Below are 23,238 nucleotides of genomic sequence, written 5' to 3'. Positions count from 1 at the left end.
GCCAGCTCGATCTGGCGGTGCTGTTCGACACCCAGCCCGCGCGCCGCTGGACCGTGCTGCCGCTGCTGGAGGAGCGCCTGTTCCTCATCCGCTCGGCCCAGCGCGGCGTGCGCAAACCAGCCCTGCGGCGCAAGGTGGCGCTGGCGCAACTGGGCGATGAACCCCTGATATTGCCCACCGGCCCGCACGGGCTGCGCAGCCGCCTCGACACCGCCTTCGCACAGGCCCGCGTGACCCCGCGCCTGGCCATGGAAATCGATTCCCTCGCGCTGCTGATGGATGCGGTGGACATGGGCCTGGGCAGCACCATCCAGCCCTGGGCGGCGGTGGGCCGCTATGCAGACGCAGGCGAGCGCTTTGTGATGGCCGAAATCTCCGATGCCCCAGCCTTCCGGCCCGCGGCGCTGTGCAGCTTGTCGGACGATGAACTCTCGCCCGCCGCCCTGGCCGCGCGCGTGGTGCAGGGCGACTGCGTGCGTGAGCTGGTGCAGTCAGGCCACTGGGTAGGCGCCAAGCTCACTTCGGCCGTTTAGACGGTCAACCCATCACGATTCGTGATGGGGCCATGCCTTGGCAGCCCCTGCGCAAGCGGCGGGGTTCTTTCTACATTCGGCACACGATGAATGGAAAGAACTGCCCATGCAACCCGATGTTCTGGTGATCGGTGGCGGCAACGCCGCCCTGTGCGCTGCGCTGATGGCCCGCGAAGCCGGTGCCAGCGTGCTGCTGCTTGAATCGGCCCCCCGCGACTGGCGTGGCGGCAACTCGGCCCACACGCGCAACCTGCGCTGCATGCACGATGCACCGCAAGACGTGCTGGTGGATGCCTACCCCGAAGAAGAATTCTGGCAAGACCTGCTCAAGGTGACGGGCGGGCTGACCAACGAACACCTGGCGCGCCTGGTGATCCGCGAGTCCAGCACCTGCCGCGACTGGATGCGCAGCCACGGCGTGCACTTTCAGCCGCCGCTGTCGGGCGCGCTGCACGTGGCGCGCACCAACGCCTTTTTCATGGGCGGGGGCAAGGCACTGGTCAACGCCTACTACCGCAGCGCAGAAAAGCTGGGCGTGCAGATTCGCTACGAATCACCGGTGGACCGCATTGAGGTCGAAAACGGCCGCTTTGTGGCCGCGCACTGCAAGGGCGAGCGCATCACCGCCAAAAGCTGCGTGCTGGCTGCGGGCGGCTTTGAGTCCAACCGCGAATGGCTGCGCGAAGCCTGGGGCCAGAACGAGCGTGGCGAGTGGCCGGCTGACAACTTTTTGATCCGCGGCACGGCCTACAACAAGGGGGTGTTGCTCAAGCACCTGCTCGACGACCACGGCGCCGACCGCATTGGCGACCCCACGCAGGCCCACATGGTGGCCATTGACGCACGTGCGCCGCTGTACGACGGTGGCATCTGCACCCGTATCGACTGCGTGTCGCTGGGCGTGGTGGTCAATCGCAATGGCGAACGCTTCTACGACGAGGGCGAAGACTTCTGGCCCAAGCGCTATGCCATCTGGGGCCGCCTGGTGGCGCAGCAGCCGGGGCAAATCGGCTACTCCATCATCGACAGCAAGGCCATTGGCCGCTTCATGCCGCCCGTGTTCCCCGGCGTCAAGGCCGACACGCTGCCCGAGCTGGCGCAAAAGCTGGGCTTGCCCGTGGACACCTTCACCCGCACGCTCGATGCCTACAACACCGCCTGCCGCGTGGGCCAGTTTGACCACACCGCGCTGGACGACTGCCACACCGAAGGCGTGACGCCCGCCAAGACGCACTGGGCCCGCCCCATCGACACCGGGCCGTTCTACGGCTACGCGCTCAAGCCGGGCGTCACCTTCACCTACCTGGGCCTGCACACCGACGACACGGCCGCCGTGCGCTTCAACAACCAGCCCAGCCCCAACCTGTTTGTGGCCGGCGAAATGATGGCGGGCAATGTGCTGGGCAAGGGCTACACCGCTGGCGTGGGCATGAGCATTGGCACCGCGTTTGGCCGCATTGCGGGCACGAATGCCGCCAAAGCCGCTTTAGAACAAAAACAGCCCGCAGCGCTTATCCATAAAGCGCAAACAGCTACAAAAACAGGAGCGAACCATGCAAGCGCTTGAAGCCCTGACGCGCGACGCCAAAGCGCTGGCGAATGGCGAGATCGTGCTCTCCGCCCCCGAGGCCGAAGTGGCCCGCCAGCTGCAGATCTGCAATGCCTGCCGCTACTGCGAAGGCTTTTGCGCCGTGTTCCCCGCCATGACGCGGCGGCTGGAGTTCGGCAAGGCCGACATCCACTTCATCGCCAACCTCTGCCACAACTGCGGCGCCTGCCTGCACGCCTGCCAGTACGCGCCGCCGCACGAGTTTGCGGTGAACGTGCCCCAGGCCATGGCCCAGGTGCGCGGCCAAACCTATGCCGACTACGCCTGGCCACCCGCGCTGGGCCAGCTGTATCAGCGCAACGGCCTGACCCTGGCGCTGGCGCTGGTGGCCGGGCTCACGCTGTTCCTGCTGCTGGCCGTTGCACTGCACGGTCAGGGCATTGCCGCACTGTGGCAGGCCCCGGTGGGCGGCTTCTACGGCATCTTCCCGTACAACCTGCTGGTGGGCCTGTTTGCGCCGGTGTTCCTGTTTGCCGTGCTGGCCCTGGGCCTGGGCGTGCGCCGCTTCTGGCGCGATGTGACGCCCGCCACCAGCGGTGCTGCATTGAGCACGCCCGCCACGGTGGAGGCCACTGACGCCGTGCTGCGCCTGAAGTACCTGGACGGCGGCCATGGCGACGGCTGCCACAACGAAGACGACGCGTACACCCTGTCGCGCAGGCGCATGCACCACTTCACGTTCTACGGCTTCATGCTGTGCTTTGCCGCCACCAGCGTGGCCACGCTGTACCACTACCTGCTGGACATGCCCGCCCCGTACGACCTGCCCAGCCTGCCCAAACTGCTGGGCGGCATTGGCGGCGTGAGCCTGGCGATTGGCACTGCCGGCCTGTGGCGACTGAACCTGCGCCGCCACCCGCTGCATGGTGATGCCGCGCAAAAGCCCATGGACCGCGCCTTCATCGCCCTGCTGTTCCTGACCGCCACCAGCGGCCTGGCCCTGTGGGCGGCACGCGGCACCGCTGGCCTGCCGCTGCTGCTGTGCCTGCACCTGGGCGCGGTGATGGCGCTGTTTGCCACGCTGCCCTACGGCAAGTTTGCGCACGGCATCTTCCGCACCGCTTCGCTGTTGCGCCACGCGGTGGAAAAGCGCCAGCCCAACCCCATTGGGCTGGGTGCGGACTGATCACAACCCCATCCCCCACACAACCCACGAGAAGGAGACCCCATGAACCACAAGCGAACCCTGCTGCAATGCGCCCTGGCGCTGGCAGCCTTGCCCCTGGCTTTCGGCGCTGCGGCGCAAGACTTTCCGCCCAAGAAGCCTGTGACGCTGGTGGTGGGCTTTGCTGCGGGTGGCGCGGCCGACGCAGCGGCGCGGCTGATTGCCAAAAAGCTGGGCGAGAACATTGGCCAGTCGGTGGTGGTGGACAACAAGGGCGGCGCGGGCGGCAACATCGCGCACCAGTTCGTGGCCAATGCGGCGGCCGATGGCACCGTGCTGCTGTTCGGCTCGGTGCGGCCGCTCACCATTGCGCCGCACTTGATGAAGCTGCCCTATGACCCGTTCAAGGACCTGGCCCCGGTGTCGGGCGGCGTGAACTTTCCCAACGTGCTGGTGGTGCACAAGGGCGCAGGCGTGAAGACACTGGCCGAGTTTGTGCAACTGTCCAAGAAGAAACCGGGCAGCGTGGAGTTTGCTTCCACCGGCGCAGGCTCGGCATCGCACCTGGCGGGTGAGCTGTTCAACCAGCGCGCGGGCATCGACATGACCCACATCCCCTACAAGGGCGGCGCACCTGCGCTGCAGGACTTGCTGGGCGAGCGCGTGACCTCGTACTTTGCCGCGCCCCCCACGGCCATGCCGCATGTCGAAGCGGGCAAGCTGATCCCCCTGGCCACTACCGGCCTCACGCGCCCTGCGTACCTGCCCAACATCCCTACGGGGGCTGAGTCTGGCTTCCCCGGCTTTGAGGCGCTGAACTGGTACGCCTTCGTGGCCCCCGGCAAGACCCCCGCGCCGCTGCTGGACCGCTGGAACCAGGAAATCGTCAAGGTGCTGAACGACCCCGGGGTGAAAGAAGCGCTGAACAAGCACGGACTCAGCCCCCAGCCCACCACGCGGGCCGAGCTGACGGCGTTCATGAAGAAGGAATCGGCCCAGTGGGCCGCCACCATCAAGGAGCGGAAGATTACCGCTGATTGATGAGGTGGGCGGGCGCTGGGGCTGGCTGGTGCGCCGCCCCATGCGCCTGGCCGGTGGCCACGGGCCGCTGGTTGGCCTGTGACTGCATCACCGAAGGGTCGGTGTGCACCAGCGTGAGCGGGTGGCGCTGGCCCGCCAGGTAGTCCTCCAGGCAGGCCAGCAGCAGCGGGCTGCGGTGGCGCTCAGGGCAGGCGCGGATTTCGTCGGGCGTCATCCACACGGTGCGCAAGATGCCTGTGTCCAGCGTGCGCCAGCTGTGGTGCGTGCCCAGCGTGCCAGCAAAGGCAAAGCGCAGGTAGGTCAGGTCGTCGCCCGTGCGCGTCTTGACGAAGCGGTTGAGGTACACCCCCACCAGCGCCGTGGGCACAAAGTCGTGCGCGGTTTCTTCCAGCACTTCGCGGGCGCAAGCCTGTTCGGGCGATTCGCCGGGGTCCAGATGGCCTGCGGGGTTGTTGAGCTTGAGGCCGTCGGTGGTCTCTTCTTCCACCAGCAAAAAGCGCCCCTCGCGCTCGATGAGGGCGGCCACGGTGACGTTGGGTTTCCAGCGGTTTGGCATGGCCGGCATTATGACCACAGGGCGTGTCAGGGGGCTGACACCACCGCGCGCGTCAAATGGTCTGCAGCGTGCGGGCCATGTACACCGCCCCTTCGCCATAGCTGGCCAGGCGCTGCTGCTGTTCAGGCTGGTGCAGTGGCTGCGCCACATAGCCATGCCGCTGCCAGTAACCTTCCGATCCCTGCACCGACACCAGCGCACTTTGCCGCAGGCCCTGCGCCGTGGCCTGCTCCCACAAGGGCTGCAGCAGGCGCTGCGGCAGCCCCTGTCCGGCCAAGTGGGGCAGCACGGCCATGTCGTGCAGGTACAGCGTGTCGGGCGCAGTGCCCACGGGTGGCTCAAAGTCGCCATGCAGCGGCGTCACCTTGCCCAGCACCGAGTGGTAGGCGGCCAGGTAGGCGCACAGCGCACCGTCCAGCAGCAAGGCCAGCGAGCAGTTCACCGGGCTGGCCAGCCGGCGGGCAAAGACCTCGGTGCTTTCCATGAACCCATCGCCATAGGCGCCGCGTTGCACGGCCATCAGGGCAGGCAGGTCGTCGGTTTGCAGGGGGCGGACTTCAAGAGCGGGCATGGAGGTCGAGTGAAGGGGATGGAGAAGGCAAACACCTCAGTGGTGTGCGATCCATCGGGATCGTGCGGGTTCAAAAGGATATGAGGAAATGGCCTTTTGCCGAGGGTTCGATCCATCCTATCGTATTGAGCAAACTTGCCTTTGATTTTTATTGCCCGCGCAAATCAGCCCATCCGAGGGGCCGTGGTCTCTGCTCGCCGTGAGGCAGCATTCGGCCATGAGCAGCCGGTGAGAGCAATTGCCCGGAAGACAGCTTCAGGCTGATCTCCGACACTCGAACCTAACGCCTGAAAGTTCGCGTGTTGCGCAACTGGTCATTGGCCGAGCAGGGTCTCAAGCGACCGCTTTGTTGCTCAGACCGGTCACTCTATTGATGCGAGCCGGGCAAGGTAGCAGGAGCAACTGATCACACCAAGGATGAATTGGTTCTCCCGACCCGCTGCGGTCGGTGTTGATGTAGGCAACGATCCCAGAAAACCGTCCGAGAAACCGGGGGAATCCCACCCCGGATACTTGGCGGCACGGCTTATCGGAACCATTGCGAAGAGCATCCGCAGTTGGCCCGCGGGTCCGAAACACGTAGCCAAGGTCTTCTCAAAGAATTAGATCGGCCAGAACCATAGAACGTCCAAAAGCATTCTCTGGTGTGGTGACCTCATGGCTGCACCGAGCAGTGCGAAGCTGCCACATGAGCCGCTCAGTGCGATGCCTCGTAGTGTGCAAGCGGCTCATTACCATTTAACGCAACGAGCAAATTTTCAGCAGCCTGCAACTCGATGGCTCGGCGAACCTTCTTCACCGCCGAACCAATGTGGGGTGTGAAAACCGTGGAGGGGTGTTGCAAGAGTTCCGGATGAATCTGGCGTGGACGGTCTGCCAGCAGCCAGTCTTCCATCTCGTACACATCGGCGGCGTAGGCACCCAGGCGCTCGTCCTTGAGCGCCCGTGCCACGGCAGCCTCGTCCACAACCGAGCCTCGCCCAATGTTGACCAGGATCTGCCCCCGCCGAACACCTTCAAGCATGGTGTCATTGACGAGGTGACGCGTTACGTCCAGCAGCGGAACGGCCAGAATGACATAGTCGGATTGCGACAGGGCCTCACCCAGGCTCACCATGGTCAGGCGTTCGTCATCACCATGCGGGTCCACGCCCAGCAGTTGAGCGCACCCGAAGCCACAGAGACGGTCCACAATGGCCCGCCCAACGGCGCCAAGTCCGACGACCGCCACTATCGAGCCGTGCAACCCCATTCCGTACAGCTGGGGACGCCATCCTGCGTAGCTCTTGCGAACACTGACGTCACCTGCCAGCACATGGCGCGCGGCGGCGATGGCCAGCCCAATGGCGAGTTCTGCCGTGGGTTCTGTGAGCAGGTCAGGAACGAAGCTCACGCTGACACCGGCTTGCGCACATGCCTTGAGGTCAAAGTTGTCATACCCCTTCAGGGCGCAAGCGATGGTCTTGAGCCTGGGAGCGTGCAACAGGGTTCGCTGATCTACCCGGTCAGGCATGAAAGCCATCATTGCGTCGGCATCCTTCAGATGACGGTGGAGCTCGGCCTCGCTCCACGGCTCAGGACCGGGATTCATCACCACTTCACCAACCTGCATAAGACGCGCCAGTACCTCTTCATGAATGGGCTGCGTCACCACAATTTTCGGCATCATTACCTTCCTCTCTCTTTCTATTTCAGATGTTTGCGAAGCGCCGACCCAATGCCGTCGACCACGAGCACGCATATGAGGATGGACAGCAAAATGGCGGAGACTTCGTCGTACTTGGTCAGGCGCAGAGCCGCCATGAGTTCAAAGCCAATGCCGCCCGCACCCACGATGCCCATCACTGCCGATGCGCGAAAGTGATATTCCCATCGGTAGATGGTGATGTCCGCCAACTGGGGCAAAACCTGCGGTAACACAGCATGGGTGATGACCTGAAACCGGCTTGCGCCCGCGGCCTTAGCGGCCTCCAGAGGTTTCGGGTCCACGTGCTCTATGGCTTCGGCGTAGAACTTGGCCACCATGCCCGTGGAATGCAGGGCCAACGCCAGCACACCAGGCAATGCCCCAAAGCCCACGGCCGCGACGAACAGAATGCCCAGGATGATTTCAGGCACAGACCGAAATGCAGCCAAGATGGTTCTGACGATTCGCCCAACCACCGCATTCGGCGCGGTGTTGGGCGCCGCCACCAGGGCCAGCGGCAACGACGCCAGAACGGTCAGCGCCGTGCCTGCGATCGACATGGCTAAGGTGTCACGCAATGGAATGACCCAGTGCTCCCAGCGCTCGAAATTCGGCGGCACCATCTCAGAGGCCAACTGCTGAATGGCAGGAGCCCCTTCGATGAAACGCTGCGCGTCAAAGAAACCGGTGACAAACAATGCCAGCGTGCAAACGAGCAGGACTACGCAGGCTGCGCCCAGCCGTCTGAGTCGCCGCTGTCCGTCAATGGCAATGATGGATTCCAAGGCTACCGATGTCATTTCATGCGTCCCAGATCAAGCTTGAGAATCTGTGCTGTGTCGCGAAGAATGTCGTAGGCCTTGTCATCGGTCGCGGCAAAGGCCTCGATACGGAATGATTTGAGAATCTCGGCGTCCTTCATCTGAAGAAAGGCGGCTCGGATGGCTTCCTTGAGCTCCGGCGTGAGATTACCTTGCATCGCAATGGGATAGTTCGGAATGGGTGCCGACAGTTCAAGTTGCACAATCTTGTTGGCATCCACCATGCCCTTTGCGATGAGGTTGTCCAGAATGGTTTTTGACAGAGCGCCGGCGGGAACCTGCCCTGCCTGAACAGCTCGGGCCACGGCATCGTGCGTGCCCAGGTGAACGGGGCGGTAGTCAGTCTCGCCGTTCAGTTGGTGGTTTTTAAGCAAGTGCGCGCGCGGTACAAGGTGACCGGACGTCGAAGCCTGATCGCCAAAGCCAAAAGGCTTTCCACGAACGTCAGCCAGGGTCTTGACCGGGCCGCCCGCCGTGGCAATGAGAACCGACTGGTAGGTCGGAGAGCCGCGCTCCACGCCAACGGCAAAAGGCTCAATGTTGGGCGCCTTGGACTTGGCCAGTACGTAAGAGAACGGTCCAAAGTAGGCCACCTCGATGCGGCCAAAGCGCATGGCTTCAATCATCGACGAGTAGTCCGTAGTCACCGTAATCTCTATTTCCTTCTTCAGGGTCTGCTCCAGATACCGCTTCAGAGGCTGTGCGTTCTGAATGATGGTGGCGGCGTTTTCGTCCGGCAACAGTGCAACGCGAAGCTTGGAAGGATTTTTGCCCTCGGCATGGGCGCCAAGTGGCAACAGGGCGGCCAAAGTGACGGCAGCGATAAATTGGAAACGGCGACGATTCAGCACGGTAAAAACTCCTTGGATTGAGAGGGGGAATCAAATTGACTGCCCATGTTGGCAGGTGACGACTTCGCGTACAGGGCAGACTGGGCTTCTTCCGTCAACTGCGCTGCTGTCCCGTCGAACACCACCTGGCCCTGGCGAAGGCCCACAATGCGGTCGGCGAACATGCGCGCGAGGTTGACTTGATGCAGACTCACGATGGCCGTGAGTCGGTCTTTCTTGCAGATGTCGTGAAGCAGGGTCAACACACTCTGCGCGGTCGCCGGGTCGAGGCTGGCCACCGGCTCATCGGCCAGCAGCAGGCGGGGCTTTTGCACCAAGGCACGCGCAATGCCAATGCGTTGTTGTTGCCCACCAGACAAGGTGTCTGCCCGTGCTAGGGCTTTCTCAAGCAGGCCTACGCGGTCAATGGCCGCCAGCGCCTCCAGCTTGTCAGCCTTGCTCCAAGGCCACAACGACGCCAGAGATCCGCGGGTGGCGAGCTTGCCCATCAACACATTGGCCAGCACGCTTTGCCGCCCGATCAGGTGGTGCTGCTGGAACACCATGCCGCAGTGGCGCCGATGCTCAAGAAGGTTGCGTTTTGAGACGGTGCCGCCCGGCAGATCGGCCACCGACACCTCTCCGTCTGTGGGGCTAACCAAGCCATTGATGCTGCGCAGCAGCGTTGACTTTCCCGCGCCCGACGCGCCCAGCAGCACAAGGAACCCGCCATGCTGTACCTCCAGCGAGGTGGGCGCAAGCGCTGTGTGACCATCGGCATAGGTCACCGTGATACCCCGCAAGCTCAGATGGCTCTCGCGAATTGCAGTTTTCATAGCTCGGTTTCATTTGTTGTGGTGCGCTAGACGCACACCAGGACTCAAGTGGTCAGAGGTATCTCTCGGGAAAGAGGAGGTTCTGGAAGAAACAGCTTCAGTGGAAGCACAGCTCAAGTCTGGGTGACCAAGGTGTCATGAATATGAAACTTTCATCCCTAAAAATGAGGGCACCCATAGATCACATCAATGTCTGGACTCAGCCTCCTCGCAGCCTTGAAGGCCTTTGACGCAACGGCCCGAGCCGGCAGCATGACCGCTGCCGCGAGAGTGCTCGCTATTCAACAACCGACTGTTTCTTCACACATACAGCGCCTGGAGGTCGACTTCGGCGTGGAGCTTTTTCATCGGCGCGGGCGGCGGCTTGAACTCACGTCCTTTGGACGCACTCTGTTGGACTACACCCGGCGTACCTTCAGTGGCGAGGAAGATGCGCACGCACTGCTCGCTGCTGCGAAAAATCAATACGTAGGGCGACTGGTCATCCATGCCATCGGGCCGCACAACGTGCTGCCCGTGTTGAAGCTGTTCATGAAACAGTTCCCCCAGGTCAACGTGGCTGTTGGCGTAGGCGACTCGCGAACCATCACTGAAAAGATTCTTGACTACCAGGGAGACGTGGGCATGGTGCTCAATCACGTCGCTCACCCAGATCTATTTGGCGCGGCTTACCGTACCCAGCGATTGGTGATATTCGGCAACACCCAACACCCACTCGCGCAACGGGCCACTCTCAAACTGCGTGATCTGCAGGGTCAGAGGTTCGTCATCCGAGAGGAAGGATCGACGACCAGACGCGTGTTTGAACAAGAACTAAAGGAGCGAGGCGTCGAGGTGCAGGTGGCTCTGGAGATGGGCAGCCGCGAGTCCGTTCGAGAGGCGGTGGCGGAGGGGCTGGGCCTAGGCGTCGTGGCGGAAACAGCCTACAGGCCAGATCCTCGCCTTGTTAAGTTAACTATTTCAGACACCAGCATGGCGACACAGGTGCACTTCATCTGTAGAAAGGAGCGGCATCAAGCTCCTCTGATCTCGACCTTCCTGGGTTTGGCGCATAGCGTAAGTCAGAAAATTGCCTAGGTATGGAACTTGGATTCCATGCAGCCGTGGGGCATGGGACCGAGGGGCAACTGTTCGCCTGTAGGCCGACTTAAGTTAAGGGTTGTAGGACGCCCGTAATCGCGCGGCGATCCCATCTTGACTGCGGGGCGCGGTCGTGTATCTGAATATGCGCTGTCAGGCTGACTGCCAGCGGTATGGCAGCAGCTCGCCGATCTGGGTGGCGGGCTGCATGGGCAGGCGTGCCATGACATCGCGCAGGTAGGCGTAGGGTCGTGCCCGTTCATGGGGAGACGTGTGCTAGACCATGACTGCAGCTCCCTCGATACCGGTCATCGATGCTGCCGCGCTGCTGGGTGAGCCAATGACAGCTTTGTGCCAGGCACCGTGAACTCAGGTCACGGCCGCGACCGACAGCAACCGCTGCAAAGCGGTCCATTACTAAACGCTGCTGGTTGGCTGTTCTGGGCCCAAACCGGTCTCTCAACCAAGCCACACCCCTACAACCCCAGCCCCCCCATCAGCGCCTCAGCCCGCGCGCTCACTTCTGCTGTCATGTGCATAGGCCGACCCCACTCCCGCTGCGTTTCGCCGGGCCATTTGTTCGTGGCGTCCATGCCCATCTTGCTGCCCAGGCCGCTCACGGGCGAGGCGAAGTCCAGGTAGTCGATGGGGGTGTGCTCCACCATCATGGTGTCGCGCGCTGGGTCCATGCGGGTGGTGATGGCCCAGATCACTTCCTTCCAGTCGCGCACGTCCACGTCGTCGTCCACCACCACGATGAACTTGGTGTACATGAACTGGCGCAGGTGGCTCCACACGCCCATCATCACGCGCCGCGCGTGGCCTGCGTAGGCCTTGCGGATGCTGACCACGGCCATGCGGTAACTGCAGCCTTCGGGGGGCAGGTAGAAGTCCACGATCTCGGGAAACTGCTTTTGCAGCAGGGGGATGAACAGCTCGTTCATTGCCAGGCCCAGCACGGCGGGCTCGTCGGGCGGTTTGCCGGTGTAGGTGCTGTGGTAAATCGCATCGCGCCGCATCGTGATGCGGTCCACGGTGAGCACGGGGAACTCGGCGCATTCGTTGTAGTAGCCGGTGTGGTCGCCGTACGGGCCTTCGAGCGCGTGCTGCCAGCCGCTGGCGTGGTTGGCGTCGGGCTGGATGTGGCCTTCGAGCACGATCTCGGCGGTGGCGGGTACTTGCAGCGGCACGCCTAAAGCAGCAGTCACTTCGGTGCGCGCACCGCGCAGCAGGCCGGCGAATTGGTATTCGCTCAAGCTGTCGGGCACGGGCGTGACGGCGCCCAGCAGCGTGGCCGGGTCGGCCCCCAGCGCCACGGCCACGGGGTAGGGCTGGCCGGGGTGCTGGGCGCAGTGGTCGGCAAAGTCCAGCGCGCCGCCGCGGTGGGCCAGCCAGCGCACGATGACCTGGTTGCGCGAGAGCACCTGCTGGCGGTAGATGCCCAGGTTCTGCCGGGCCTTGCGCGGCCCGCGGGTGATGGTGAGGCCCCAGGTGATGAGCGGGGCCACGTCGCCGGGCCAGCAGTGCTGCACGGGCAGGCGGGCCAGGTCCACGTCGGGCCCTTCCCACACCTCTTGCTGGCAGGGCGCGTTGCGGCCCACGGTGTGGGGGGCCATGTTCCACAGGGTCTTGAGCAACTGGCCCATGCCCAGCATGTCTTTGAAGCCTTTGGGGGCCTCGGGCTCTTTGAGTGTGGCGAGCAGCTCACCCAGTGCCCGCACGCCGTGCAGGTCGGGCACGCCCATGGCGCGGGCCACTCGGGCGGGGGTGCCAAACAGGTTGGTCAGCACGGGCATGCGGTGGCCCGTGGGTTGGGTGAACAGCAGGGCGGGGCCGCTGGCGCGCAGCACGCGGTCGCTCAGCGCGGTCATCTCCAGGTGGGGCGATACGGGCTCGTGCACGCGGCGCAGCTCGCCCGTGGCTTCGAGCTGGGCCATGAAGTCGCGCAGGTCTTGGTACGACATGGGTTTGAATGAAAAAGGCCTCTAGCGCTTGATGGATAAGCACAGGCAGCTATGAAATTGATAGTTAGGAGGCGGTGGCCAGTGGGGCGGGCAGCCCGGCCCAGCGCGTGGCCAGGGTGTGGGGCACGTCGATGAGGTCGAGCACGCGGGCCACGCTGGCGTCCACCACGTCTTGCACGCTGCGCGGGTGCTGGTAGAAGGCGGGCAGGGGCGGGCAGCAGATGGCGCCCATCTCGGTCACGGTGAGCATGTTGCGCAGGTGCACCAGGTGCAGCGGGGTTTCGCGCACCATCAGCACCAGCTTGCGGCGCTCTTTGAGCATGACGTCCGCCGCGCGGGTGAGCAGGTTGTCGCTCAGCCCGTGGGCAATCGCGGCCAGGGTGCGCATGGAGCAGGGCGCCACCACCATGGCGTGGCTGCGAAAGGAGCCACTGGCCAGCGTGGCGCCCACGTTGCGCACATCGTGCAGCTGGTGGCCGGGGGCCAGGGCCTGCAGCGCGGCGGGGCCGTCCACACCGCATTCGTGCTGCAGGGTGCGCCAGCCTGCGTCGGACACCACCGCATGCGCTTCAACGCCCGGCTGGCCTTGCAGGGCCTGCAGCAGGCGCACACCGTAGATGGCGCCGCTGGCGCCCGAGATGCCGACCACGATGCGGTTCAAGGTGCGGGCCACGGCGCTGCTGGGGGCGGCCTCGGCATCAGCCATGGGCAGTCTCGCGGCGGGGCTGTGCAGGGGTGGGCGCGCCCGTCAGGGGCTCGTAGTGCAGGTCGTCCAGCACGCGCTCCAGCACCAGGGCGGCCTGGGCAGGGTCGAAGTCTTCGTGGGCGCGTTTTTTCACGCCGTATTGCTGTAGCTGGTAGTGGCGTGCGGGTTCAATGCCGTGGCGGGCCAGGGTGCTTTTCACGCACACCAGCGGGCAGCCATCCAGCGCAATGATGGGGCGGCCTGAGCGCGCGGTTTTCATGAGGTGGGGCACATCGCCGCCCACGCCTGCGATGCACGACATTTCGGCGGCGCCGCAGCGGTCCAGCCGCAGTGCGACATGGTTGGCCAGCTGCGCGGCGCTGGAGCAGCCGGAGCACGAATACACGATGGGCGTGGGGGCGGGGCAGTGGGTGGGCGCTGTGGCCGCCGCTGGGGGGCGCAGGTCGCCGGGTTCGGTGTTCATGGGGGCTCCTCAGGGCTTGGGCAGCAGGCGGGCGAGCACGGCGCGGGGTGTCCACTGGGCGGGGTCGAGCACGGGCAGCTCCAGCGCGTCCAGGGCGTTTTTCACCACCAGGCCCAGTTCGGTGTCGCCCTGCATGGACAGGCGGCGGCTAAAGAACAGGGTGTCGGGGTCTTGCTTGCGCTGGGCCAGCAGCATGAAATCGTGGGCGCTGGCGCTGATGGTGAGGTCGGGCGCCTGGGGGGTGAGCGAGCCGGATGCGCTGCCCACGCCGGGCGGGCTGCAGGGCGCAAAGCGCTGGCCGTTCCAGGCAAAGTCAAACGCCACGCGGGCATCGCGCACCTCAATGCGCAGCTTGCGGCGCAGCAGCAGGGCCAGCACGTCGGCGGGCAGGTGGCGCGCCAGCGCCAGGTTCAGCGCGGTGACCAGCAGCACCGAGCCGGGGTAGGCGGGCAGGCGCGAGAGCAAGGCACCCACGGGTGCGGGCAATTGGCGCGGTGCGGTGGCGCCAGCGCTGCCCTGGGTGGCGTGGCGGGGGGTGGGGGAATGGGCGGGTGGGTGCATGGCAATCCAGACGTGAGGGGTGGGGCGGCTGCGCCGTCAGGCGGCGGAGCGTTCGGTGTGGTGCTGTGCCGTGTGCAGGTCGCTGCGGCCTTGCTCCAGGCCGGGGCGGCCGTGCCAGAAGCCGTTGCAGGGCCAGTCGGGCATCAGCGGCAGGATGCGGTTTTGGGCGTGCGCGGCGTTGGCACTCTGGCGGCGCACTTCGTCAAACAGGGCAATCACCTGCTCCATGTGCTGGGGCTGGGGGCTCAGGCGCACCAGGTCCACGCCCATGGCCTGCATCTGGGGCAGTTCTTCAATCAGGTTGTAGACGCGGGCCGACTGCGTTTGCGTGCCGTTGAGCACCAGAAAGCCTTCCTTCTCGCGCGTGCGCATGGGCAGGCCGTCGGGGTGTTCCATGCAGCTGAAGCGGCAGTCGTCCTTGGGCAGGTTGTAGTGCCGCGCGGTGAAGCAGCGGGCCGAGTACGCCAGCGGCAGCCGCCCGTAGGCAAACACTTCGGTCTGCAGGCCTTCGGGGCGCGCGGCCTGCACCACGGCCAGGTCCTGGTGGCGCATTTCCAGCGGCATCACCCAGCGGCTGGCGCCGAGCTGGGCCATCCATTGCACGGACTGGGGGTTGTAGAGGTTCAGGTGCGGCCCGGCCACAAAGGGCTGTTTGCCCGCCAGGCAGTGCACCGCACCCATGTCGTTGGCTTCCACGGTGAACTCGCCGTTGGCGGCCAGCTTGTGCAGCCAGGCCACGTCCGAGCCCGATTCAAGCAGCACCTGGCTGGACATGACGACCTGCTTGCCCTTGCCCTGCAGGTGCCGGGCCAGGCCCAGCCAGTCGGACAGGCGCAGCTCGTGCCTGCGCGAGCAGACTGTTTCGCCTAGGTAGATCTCGTCCACGGCCGTGTCGGCCATGGCTTCATAAAACGCAAAGACGCTGTTGCGTGGCCAGTAGTACTGCAGGGGGCCCAGGGTGATTTTCATGGTGGGGGACTCCGGTGTTTCATCGGGGTATTTCAGATTCAAAGCGGCGCACCGACCTGCGGTCTGGCGCGATCCAGGCCAGGGGGTGCCGCGCAAGGGCCGCCCCGCCGCGTATGCGGCGCTTCGCTGGCGTGCGCTGGCGCCGTCCCCCTTCCCCTAGCGCGAAGCGCGTAGAGAGAAGGGGGAAGCCGCGCAGCGGCTCAGGGGGTTGTCGCCTAACCATTTCACTTCCAGGGGCGGTGGTAGGCGCCCAGGGTGTGCTGCTGGCCTTCGGCCACCTGATCGAGCTGTGCCATCCAGTGGGTTTTGGGGGCGTAGCGGTGCGGCTGGGCCATGCAGTGGTCGATGGCCTCGCGCCACACACGCGTCACATCGGCCACATAGGCGGGGCTGCGCTGGCGGCCTTCGATCTTGATGGCGCGCACGCCGATCTTGGCGAGCTGGGGCAGCAGCTCCAGCGTGTTCAGGCTGGTGGGCTCTTCGATGGCGTAGTAGTTCTCTTCATCGCCCACATCAAAGCGGCCCTTGCACAGCGTGGGGTAGCCCGCGTTTTCGCCGGGGGCGTAGCGGTCGATCAGCACACCGTTCAGGCGCGATTCCAGGCCCTGCGGGGTTTCCTGCCAGCGCACGGCTTTGGGGGGTGAGCACACGCCGTGGGTGTTGGGCGATTCGCCCGTCACGTACGACGACAGGGCGCAGCGGCCTTCCACCATCACGCACAGGCTGCCAAAGCCGAAGACTTCGATCTCGACCGGCGTGCGTTCGATCACCTGGCGCACCTGCTCCATCGACAGCACGCGGGGCAGCACGGCGCGCACCACGCCAAACTGCTCGCGATAGAAGTTGATGGCCTCGTAATTGGTGGCCGAGCCCTGCACCGACAGGTGCAGCCGCAACTGCGGGTGGTGCTGTGCGGCGTATTGCATGAGGCCGGGGTCGGCCAGGATGACGGCGTCCAGCCCCATGTCCACGGCCTTGTCCACCGCGCTGCGCCAGGGGCCGGGGTTGGCGGCCTGCGGGTAGGTGTTCAGCGCCATGAACACCTTGCGCCCGCGCTGGTGGGCGTAGGCAATGCCGCTGGCAATGGCGGCTTCGTCAAAGTTCAGCCCGGCAAAGTTGCGGGCGTTGGTGGCATCGCGCAGGCCCAGGTACACGCAGTCGGCACCGTGGTCGATGGCGGCCTTCAGGGCGGGCAGGCTGCCGGCGGGGCAGACCAGTTCAGGGGCAGGGGCTGCGGTGGGGGTGTTTGCAGCAGGGGTCAAGGGTTCCATGGCAAGCGTTTCATCGCCAGCACCGGCATGGTGCCAAGGCATTGGCCGCCACCATAGTGAGCCCTGCGCGCGCAGCCGCTGATCTTCATCAACCGGTGCGCACAATGTCAGACAAATTTAATCGGGATTTGACCTGGGCGGGTCTGGCTGGCCCGCCTTCGCCGCGCGGTCAAGGAGCGTTGCGTGCCCGTTGACCTGGGCTATTCACGGCAAGATGCTATGAAAAATATAGCTGCTAGCGCTTGCTGATAAAGCGCGGGAGGCTGATTTGGTTGCAAATGCCTGCGTCAATACCGCACGGCAAAGCGCGCCAGCAGCCAGTCGCGCAGCGTGTCGAACACCGGCGTGGCGTACTCGGGCGTTTCGTTGAACAGCTCGTGGAAGGCGTTTTCAAAGCAGTGCGACTGCACCACGGCTGGCGGGGCTGCCTGCGCAAAGGCCTGGCTGCCTGCGGCGCTCACCAGCCGGTCCGCCCCCGCCCACATCAGCAAGGTGGGCACGGCCCAGGTGGGCGCAGCGGCCACGGTGGCGGGGCCTTCGGTGGCAATGAAGCGCGCCAGGCGGGCGCTGATGCGGTCGTGGCAGCGTGGGTCGGCCTGGTAGTCGGCCACCACCTGCGCGTCGTGCGAGAGGTAGTTGGCATTGAGCCCGTTGCCCACGCGCAGGTTGGGCGCAATGCTGGGCAGGGTGGACACCAGCAGCTTTTGCACCGGGCTGAGGCCTGCATCCAGCGCGGGCGATGACAGCACCAGCGCATCCACCGGGCACAGGTTCAGCGACACCAGCCGCGCAGCTACCAGGCCGCCCATGCTGTGGCCCAGCAGCACCAGCGGCAGGCCGGGCGGCAGGCGGGCGCGGGTGCATTCGATCATGTCAGCCAGGTCGTCCAGCAGGCGCGTGTCGTTGTTCAGCCCGCCGCGCGGCCCGGCGGATTCGCCGTGGCCGTAGTGGTCGTAGCCGCGCACGGCAAAGCCCCAGGTGTTGAGCTGCTCGGCCAGCGCGCCGTAGCGGCCAGCGTGCTCGCCCAGGCCATGCACCAGCACCACCAGGCCGCGCAGGGGGGTGTCGGCGGCCACGGGCCATTCGTGCAGTGCCAGGTTTTCCCCATCGGCAGCGGTGAAGGGGCTGAGGGCGGGGGATGCGAACTGTTGGGGCATACCGGCGCTGGAAGCTATGGGGTTACGACGATCAGGGGGCTGCGGCAGGCGCAGCGCCTTGCGGTGCGGCCTGTGCCTGGGCCATGGCGGCCATCACATGCGCCACCGATGCGGTGAGGCGCTTGGCGTAGGGCACGTGCAGGAACTCGTTGGGGCCGTGGGCATTGCTCTTGGGGCCCAGCACGCCGCACACCATCATCTGCGCGGTGGGGAAGCCTTCGCTGAGCATGTTCATCAGCGGGATGGTGCCGCCCTGGCCGATGTAGCCGCAGGGCGCGCCAAAGTGCGCCTGCGAGGCTTCGTTGAGCGCCCGCTCAAACCAGGGCGTGGTGGCCGGGGCGTTCCAGCCCGTGGCGCCGCTCAGGCTCTCGAAGGTGACCTTGGCCTGGTAGGGTGCGTTGTCTTCGAGCAGGGCTTTGAGTTCTTGCACGGCCTGGGCGGCATCTACCAGCGGGGGCAGGCGCAGGCTGAGCTTGAAGGCGGTGTAGGGGCGCAGCACGTTGCCTGCGTCTTGCAGCGTGGGAAAGCCTTCGGCACCGGTCACGCTCAGCGTGGGCTCCCAGGTGCGCTTGAGCAGGGCCTGCACCGGGTCGGTGGTGGTGGGCAGCGCAAAGGTGGTGGAGCCACCGCAGTCGTAGTGCGCCCACGGAAAGCGACGGTACACCTCTTCACCCAGGATGGCGGCGGTGGCTTGCGCCTGGGCCAGCCGGTCGGCAGGCACCTGGCAATGGAAGCTCTGGGGCAGCAGGCGGCCAGTCTTGCTGTCTTCCAGCCGGTCGAGCACCTGGCGCATGATGCGGAACGACGAGGGCACCAGGCCCGAGGCGTCGCCCGAGTGGATGCCTTCGGTCAGGATCTCGACCTTGAGCGTGCCGCTGGCCATGCCGCGCAGGCTGGTGGTGAGCCACAGCTGGTCGTAGTTGCCGGCGCCGCTGTCCAGGCAGATCACCAGGCCCACATCGCCCAGGCGGGGGCGCAGGGCGTCGATGTAGGGCATCAGGTCGCGCGAGCCGCTTTCTTCGCAGGTCTCGATCAGGCCCACGATGCGGGGGTGGGGCACGTTCTGGCGCTTCAATTCCTGCACGGCGGCAATGCTGGCATACACGGCGTAGCCATCGTCCGCGCCGCCCCGGCCGTAGAGCTTGCCGTCCTCGTACTTGGGCGTCCACGGGCCCAGGTCGCTGCGCCAGCCGCTGAATTCAGGTTGTTTGTCCAGGTGGCCATACATCAGCACCGTTTGCGGTGCGTGGGCCTGGGTGGCTTCGATCTCGAAGAACAGCACCGGCGTGCGGCCCGGCAGGCGCACGACTTCGAGCGTAAGACCTGCCACTTTTTGTGACTCGACCCAGGCGGCGGCGTTGCGCACCACGGTGTCCAGCAGGCCTTGCTCAGCCCAGTCGGCCGCAAACATGGGCGACTTGGCGGGGATGGCGATGTAGTCGGTGAGCTGGCGCACGATGTCGCTGTCCCACGCCTGGCTTACCCGATCAAGTGCCAGTGCGGGTTCAAGGGCGATGGGGGGGACGCGGGCATTCATGGCGGGCTCCTGTCGGTGGGCATTGCAAAAACGCCATTCCAACACAAGCCGGCCCAGGCCGCCAAGGCGCAGGCGCTATTCCGACGGCGTGTTGGGGCACACCGGCAAGGCGCGTGAAGGCGCCGGGGGCTCCAAGACCCCGTTCCAAACCAGTTCTCAGAAAAGCGCTGGCTGTGTTTCGGACCCCGAGTTGGCGGTGACCAGCGATGCGGGGCGGCGCAACGCCTCCACCACTTCCACGCGGTTGCGCCCCCGGTCCTTGGCTTCGTACAAAGCCCGGTCGGCGGCAGAGATCAGCATGTCCCAATGGTCGCCAGGCTGCAGTCGGCCGCCGTATGCGCCAATGCTCACTGTCACGGGAATGGGCTGGCCTTCGTGCTCTAGCCTCAGTGCCTGCACGGCTTCGCACAATTGCTGTGCCAGCAGGTAGCCGCCTTTGGCCGTGGTGTCGGGCAGCAGCACCATGAATTCCTCGCCGCCGTAGCGGCCCACCAGGTCTTGTGACCGCACCCGCTCGCGCAGCACCTCCACCACGCTGCACAGCACCTTGTCGCCCACCGGGTGGCCGTAGCGGTCGTTCACGTTCTTGAAGTGGTCGATGTCCACCATCATCAAGGCCATGGGTTCATGGGTGCGGATAGAGCGGGCCACATCGCGGTCCAGCGCTGCGATCACCGCGCGCCGGTTGGCCACGCCGGTGAGTGAATCCACGGCGGCCAAGCGGCGGTTGTCTTCATCTGCCCGGTCCCGCGCCATGAAAACAAACCCCATCGAAGCGACCAGCACCACCGCAAAGGTGCTCATGAAGGTGAGGGTTTGCACGGCGCTGGATTGCATCAACTCCGCGCCCACCCAGGAACTGATCCCGACCAGGCCTATGCGCAGCGCAAACACCAGCGTCTGAAAGCCGAGCGCTCCCACCACCAGCCATGCGCCGCGCCCGCCCATGGTCTTCCAGCGGGTGATCAGGCAGCTCAGCAGCCACAGGTTCATGGAGCTCAGCAGCAGCCCGGCCACCACCACGCGCGCGGCGTAACTGTCTGCCAGCAAGGCCATGCAGCCCGCCATCAGCAAAGGCAGTGCCACTGCGGCGGTGCGCGGCAGTCTGCGCCCCTGGAACTGCAACACGGCCGCCAGCAGGGACAGGTACACCCCCATCAGCAAGGTGTTGCCCAGGACAATGGAGAAGATGTCAGGGATGGTGCCGCGCAATGCAAACAGCAAATGCGCCACCGCATTGAACAGCAGCCCCAGCGCCCACCATTGCAACCCATCGTGGCGCAGCTCTGCGCCCACCACGGCCATGCCACCGGCCGTCGTCAGGGACGACAGGATGATCATCGTCAGCATCGTGGGAACGTGTGCGAAAGCCAAGGCCATGGAAGGGGCAGATCAATGAATGTGCGTTGGAGAGTGGAGCGCCCCGGACAAGCCCGCTGCGTGCGTGCTTGTCAGGGCATTCCAGCCCGGCCATGCTGGCACGAAATCAGCGTGCAGGGCAATAAGAAGTTGCGCTAGGAGCTACTGTTTTGATAGCGCCTGGCGCTGCGCTGTCAGGCGTTTTCAAGCAGGAACACGGCCGTGCCCGCCCGTGCATTGGGTAGCCAGCGCACTTCGCGCCCGTCCTGTAGCCCGAAGGAGTCTAGGATGCGCAGGCGGTTTTTGTGTGCCAGCACTTCAAAATCCTTGTACGTGCCCACGCGGATGTTGGGCGTGTCGTACCACTGGTAGGGCAGGCGGCGCGTGACGGGCATACGCCCTTGCAGGATGGACAGCCGGTTGGGCCAGTGCGCAAAGTTGGGGAAAGCCACCACGCCGGTGCGGCCCACGCGGGCGGTTTCGCGCAGCATGACCTCGGCGTTGCGCAGGTGCTGCAGCGTGTCGATCTGCAACACCACATCAAAGCTGTTGTCGCCAAACATGGCCAGGCCTTCGTCCAGGTTGAGCTGGATCACATCGACTCCGCGCTGCACGCAGGCCAGCACGTTGGCGTCGTCAATCTCCACGCCATAGCCGGTGCAGCCGCGCTCGCGCTGCAGGTACGACAGCATGGCCCCGTTGCCACAGCCCAGGTCCAGCACGCGCGAGCCTGCTGGCACCAGGCGCGCCAGGGCTTCCAGGGTGGATTGTTCGCTCATGCAAACTCCTTTGCGATGCTATCGAAATAAGAGCGCATCACGCTCATGTAGCGGGCGTCATCGAGCAAAAAGGCATCATGCCCATGGGGGGCGTCGATCTCGGCGTAGCTCACGCGGCGGCGGTTGTCGAGCAGGGCCTTGACGATCTCGCGGCTGCGCTGGGGCGAGAAGCGCCAGTCGGTGGTGAAGCTCACGAGCAGGAACTTGGCCTGCGCGCGCGCCAGCGCCAGGGTGAGGTTGTTGGCGTGCGCACGGGCCGGGTCAAAGTAGTCGAGCGCCCGGGTGATCAGCAGGTAGGTGTTGGCGTCGAAGTATTCGCTGAACTTGTCGCCCTGGTAGCGCAGGTAGCTTTCAATCTGAAATTCAATGTCCTGCGTGCTGTATTTCAGGTCCATGCCCTCGCGCAGCTGGCGGCCAAACTTCTCGTTCATCACGTCGTCGCTCAGGTACGTGATGTGCCCGATCATCCGCGCAATGCGCAGCCCGCGCTTCGGGATCACTCCGTGGCGGTAGAAGTGGCCGCCGTGGAAGTCCGGGTCGGTCACGATGGCGCGGCGGGCGACTTCGTTGAAGGCAATGTTCTCGGCCGTGAGGTTGGGGGCGCTGGCCACCACCACGGCGTGGCGCATACGGTCGGGGTGCTGCAGCGTCCAGCTCAGGGCCTGCATGCCGCCCAGGCTGCCACCCAGCACGGCGGCGAGCTGCTGTATGCCCAGGCGGTCAAGCAGGCGGGCTTGGGCGTTCACCCAGTCTTCCACCGTCACCACCGGAAAGTCCGCGCCGTAGATTTCGCCTGTGTCGGGGTGCGTGTGCATGGGGCCCGTGGAGCCGAAGCACGAGCCGAGGTTGTTCACGCCGATGACGAAAAAGCGGTTCGTGTCCACCGGCTTGCCGGGGCCGATCATGTTGTCCCACCAGCCCTCGCTCTTGGGCTGGCCCTCGTACACACCCGCAACGTGGTGCGAGGCGTTGAGGGCATGGCACACCAGCACGGCGTTGGACTTGTCGGCATTGAGCGTGCCGTAGGTCTCGAAGGCCAGGTGATAGTCGCGGATGGACGCTCCGCTTTGCAGCGTGAGGGCCTCCGGAAAGTGCATGGACTGGGGCGTGGCAATGAACGACATAAAAAAACCCGACATCGCTAAAAACGAGGCCGGGCAGGTATGTCGGACGGGTCTTTAGCAGGATTTATAAAGCGCCCGCAAGCTGTGGCAAATCGGCGCGTTCGGCAAATATACCAAAAGCGCGCCGGTTTGACTGGCCTGTGTGCCTGCCATCACCCCGACTGGATCAAGTTGCGGGCGCAAAAATGGCCAGCAGGCCCAGCACCAGGAAGATCACTGCCGAGATCAGATGCACCGCGCGAATGGGCACCTTGCGTGTGATCTTGTCGCCCAACCACACCACCGGTGCATTGGCAATCATCATGCCCAGCGTGGTGCCGGCCACCACCCACAGGTAGGCGTTGTACTGTGCGGCGAGCATGACGGTGGCAATCTGGGTCTTGTCTCCCATCTCTGCCAGGAAGAACGCCACCAGCGTGGTGCCGAACACGCCCCAGCGGGGCTTGCCATCGGCATCGCCTTCGTCGAGCTTGTCGGGGATCAGCATCCACACCGCCATGGCGATGAACGAGGCGCCCAGAATCCAGCGCAACATCTGCGGGCCGATGAAGGTCGTGACCCAGGCGCCCACCGCGCCAGCCAGGCCATGGTTGACCAGCGTGGCCACCAAAATGCCCAGAACAATCGGCCAGGGTTTGCGGAAACGGGCTGCCAATACCAATGCGAGCAGCTGGGTTTT

The 23,238-nt window shown here is 65.0% G+C and carries 23 protein-coding genes and 1 pseudogene; 5 read left to right on the top strand and 19 right to left on the bottom strand.

Annotated features, from left to right (window positions below; genetic code table 11):
* From AADJ04_RS12325 to AADJ04_RS12310, 4 genes are all read left to right on the top strand, one after another.
* A partial coding sequence (locus AADJ04_RS12325; RefSeq protein ID WP_341239797.1) for a LysR substrate-binding domain-containing protein occupies positions 1 to 533 on the top strand: 533 nt, incomplete at its 5' end.
* A gap of 106 nt (positions 534 to 639) precedes the next feature.
* On the top strand, positions 640 to 2,100 hold the full coding sequence (tcuA, locus tag AADJ04_RS12320) for an FAD-dependent tricarballylate dehydrogenase TcuA (RefSeq protein WP_341239796.1): 1,461 nt from the start codon (positions 640 to 642) through the stop codon (positions 2,098 to 2,100).
* A complete protein-coding gene (gene tcuB / locus AADJ04_RS12315; protein WP_341239795.1) occupies positions 2,087 to 3,268 on the top strand; it encodes a tricarballylate utilization 4Fe-4S protein TcuB in 1,182 nt (393 codons plus the stop codon). Before tcuA ends, tcuB begins: the two co-directional genes overlap by 14 nt.
* A gap of 42 nt (positions 3,269 to 3,310) precedes the next feature.
* On the top strand, positions 3,311 to 4,288 hold the full coding sequence (locus AADJ04_RS12310) for a tripartite tricarboxylate transporter substrate binding protein (RefSeq protein WP_341239794.1): 978 nt from the start codon (positions 3,311 to 3,313) through the stop codon (positions 4,286 to 4,288).
* Here AADJ04_RS12310 and AADJ04_RS12305 read toward each other — a convergent pair.
* The 6 genes from AADJ04_RS12305 to phnC all read right to left on the bottom strand — a co-directional run bounded on the left by AADJ04_RS12305 (position 4,275) and on the right by phnC (position 9,589).
* Positions 4,275 to 4,844, bottom strand: a complete 570-nt coding sequence (locus AADJ04_RS12305; protein ID WP_288483872.1) for an NUDIX hydrolase — start codon at positions 4,842 to 4,844, stop codon at positions 4,275 to 4,277. The two genes, AADJ04_RS12310 and AADJ04_RS12305, sit on opposite strands and share 14 nt — an antisense overlap.
* 52 nt (positions 4,845 to 4,896) lie before the next feature.
* Positions 4,897 to 5,415 carry a GNAT family N-acetyltransferase gene (locus tag AADJ04_RS12300; protein ID WP_341239793.1) on the bottom strand — a complete coding sequence of 173 codons (519 nt, stop codon included), beginning with the start codon at positions 5,413 to 5,415 and terminating at the stop codon, positions 4,897 to 4,899.
* A 697-nt stretch (positions 5,416 to 6,112) separates the two neighbouring features.
* The gene (locus AADJ04_RS12295) at positions 6,113 to 7,084 is read right to left on the bottom strand and encodes a phosphonate dehydrogenase (RefSeq protein WP_066698162.1); all 972 of its coding nucleotides are present in this window, start codon (positions 7,082 to 7,084) and stop codon (positions 6,113 to 6,115) included.
* Between the two features lie 17 nt (positions 7,085 to 7,101).
* On the bottom strand, positions 7,102 to 7,902 hold the full coding sequence (gene phnE, locus AADJ04_RS12290) for a phosphonate ABC transporter, permease protein PhnE (protein ID WP_066698153.1): 801 nt from the start codon (positions 7,900 to 7,902) through the stop codon (positions 7,102 to 7,104).
* On the bottom strand, positions 7,899 to 8,774 hold the full coding sequence (phnD, locus tag AADJ04_RS12285; protein WP_172206678.1) for a phosphate/phosphite/phosphonate ABC transporter substrate-binding protein: 876 nt from the start codon (positions 8,772 to 8,774) through the stop codon (positions 7,899 to 7,901). Before phnD ends, phnE begins: the two co-directional genes overlap by 4 nt.
* On the bottom strand, positions 8,768 to 9,589 hold the full coding sequence (gene phnC, locus AADJ04_RS12280; RefSeq protein ID WP_035242057.1) for a phosphonate ABC transporter ATP-binding protein: 822 nt from the start codon (positions 9,587 to 9,589) through the stop codon (positions 8,768 to 8,770). Before phnC ends, phnD begins: the two co-directional genes overlap by 7 nt.
* Before the next feature lie 189 nt (positions 9,590 to 9,778).
* Between phnC and AADJ04_RS12275 the strand changes: the two genes are divergently transcribed.
* Positions 9,779 to 10,666, top strand: a complete 888-nt coding sequence (locus tag AADJ04_RS12275) for a LysR substrate-binding domain-containing protein (RefSeq protein ID WP_015913025.1) — start codon at positions 9,779 to 9,781, stop codon at positions 10,664 to 10,666.
* A 156-nt stretch (positions 10,667 to 10,822) separates the two neighbouring features.
* Here AADJ04_RS12275 and AADJ04_RS12270 read toward each other — a convergent pair.
* The 13 genes and pseudogenes from AADJ04_RS12270 to AADJ04_RS12210 form a co-directional block, all read right to left on the bottom strand.
* A pseudogene (locus AADJ04_RS12270) lies at positions 10,823 to 10,918 on the bottom strand (transposase domain-containing protein); the annotation flags it as partial.
* A 227-nt stretch (positions 10,919 to 11,145) separates the two neighbouring features.
* The gene (gene ubiD / locus AADJ04_RS12265; RefSeq protein ID WP_341239792.1) at positions 11,146 to 12,633 is read right to left on the bottom strand and encodes a 4-hydroxy-3-polyprenylbenzoate decarboxylase; all 1,488 of its coding nucleotides are present in this window, start codon (positions 12,631 to 12,633) and stop codon (positions 11,146 to 11,148) included.
* Between the two features lie 64 nt (positions 12,634 to 12,697).
* Entirely contained in the window at positions 12,698 to 13,339 is a 642-nt protein-coding gene (locus AADJ04_RS12260) for a UbiX family flavin prenyltransferase (protein WP_082758594.1), read from the bottom strand.
* Positions 13,332 to 13,802, bottom strand: coding sequence for a putative zinc-binding protein (locus tag AADJ04_RS12255; RefSeq protein ID WP_341239791.1), 471 nt, complete (start codon positions 13,800 to 13,802; stop codon positions 13,332 to 13,334). The genes AADJ04_RS12260 and AADJ04_RS12255 overlap by 8 nt, the downstream gene beginning before the upstream one ends.
* A gap of 9 nt (positions 13,803 to 13,811) precedes the next feature.
* Positions 13,812 to 14,363 (bottom strand): SCP2 sterol-binding domain-containing protein, encoded by a 552-nt coding sequence (locus AADJ04_RS12250; protein ID WP_273624240.1) that lies wholly within the window; start codon positions 14,361 to 14,363, stop codon positions 13,812 to 13,814.
* Between the two features lie 36 nt (positions 14,364 to 14,399).
* Positions 14,400 to 15,332, bottom strand: a complete 933-nt coding sequence (locus AADJ04_RS12245) for a U32 family peptidase (RefSeq protein WP_341239790.1) — start codon at positions 15,330 to 15,332, stop codon at positions 14,400 to 14,402.
* A gap of 224 nt (positions 15,333 to 15,556) precedes the next feature.
* Positions 15,557 to 16,603, bottom strand: coding sequence for a peptidase U32 family protein (locus AADJ04_RS12240; RefSeq protein WP_142082824.1), 1,047 nt, complete (start codon positions 16,601 to 16,603; stop codon positions 15,557 to 15,559).
* 287 nt (positions 16,604 to 16,890) lie between these two features.
* A complete protein-coding gene (locus AADJ04_RS12235; protein ID WP_341239789.1) occupies positions 16,891 to 17,760 on the bottom strand; it encodes a lysophospholipase in 870 nt (289 codons plus the stop codon).
* A gap of 31 nt (positions 17,761 to 17,791) precedes the next feature.
* Complete coding sequence (locus AADJ04_RS12230; protein ID WP_341239788.1) at positions 17,792 to 19,297, bottom strand: M20 family metallopeptidase; 1,506 nt, start codon at positions 19,295 to 19,297, stop codon at positions 17,792 to 17,794.
* 156 nt (positions 19,298 to 19,453) lie between these two features.
* Positions 19,454 to 20,647: a GGDEF domain-containing protein gene (locus tag AADJ04_RS12225; protein WP_341239787.1), complete on the bottom strand. Its 1,194-nt coding sequence runs from the start codon at positions 20,645 to 20,647 to the stop codon at positions 19,454 to 19,456.
* 203 nt (positions 20,648 to 20,850) lie between these two features.
* Positions 20,851 to 21,435: a methionine biosynthesis protein MetW gene (gene metW / locus AADJ04_RS12220; RefSeq protein WP_341239786.1), complete on the bottom strand. Its 585-nt coding sequence runs from the start codon at positions 21,433 to 21,435 to the stop codon at positions 20,851 to 20,853.
* Positions 21,432 to 22,559, bottom strand: a complete 1,128-nt coding sequence (locus AADJ04_RS12215) for a homoserine O-acetyltransferase (RefSeq protein ID WP_341239785.1) — start codon at positions 22,557 to 22,559, stop codon at positions 21,432 to 21,434. Before AADJ04_RS12215 ends, metW begins: the two co-directional genes overlap by 4 nt.
* Positions 22,560 to 22,725: 166 nt before the next feature.
* Positions 22,726 to 23,238 (bottom strand): TMEM165/GDT1 family protein (locus tag AADJ04_RS12210; protein ID WP_341239784.1); only part of this gene is annotated, 513 nt, incomplete at its 5' end.

The organism is uncultured Acidovorax sp. (assembly GCF_964021665.1).
Taxonomy (GTDB): Bacteria; Pseudomonadota; Gammaproteobacteria; order Burkholderiales; family Burkholderiaceae_C; genus Acidovorax; species Acidovorax temperans.
This window is presented reverse-complemented; position numbering and strand designations above follow the sequence as displayed.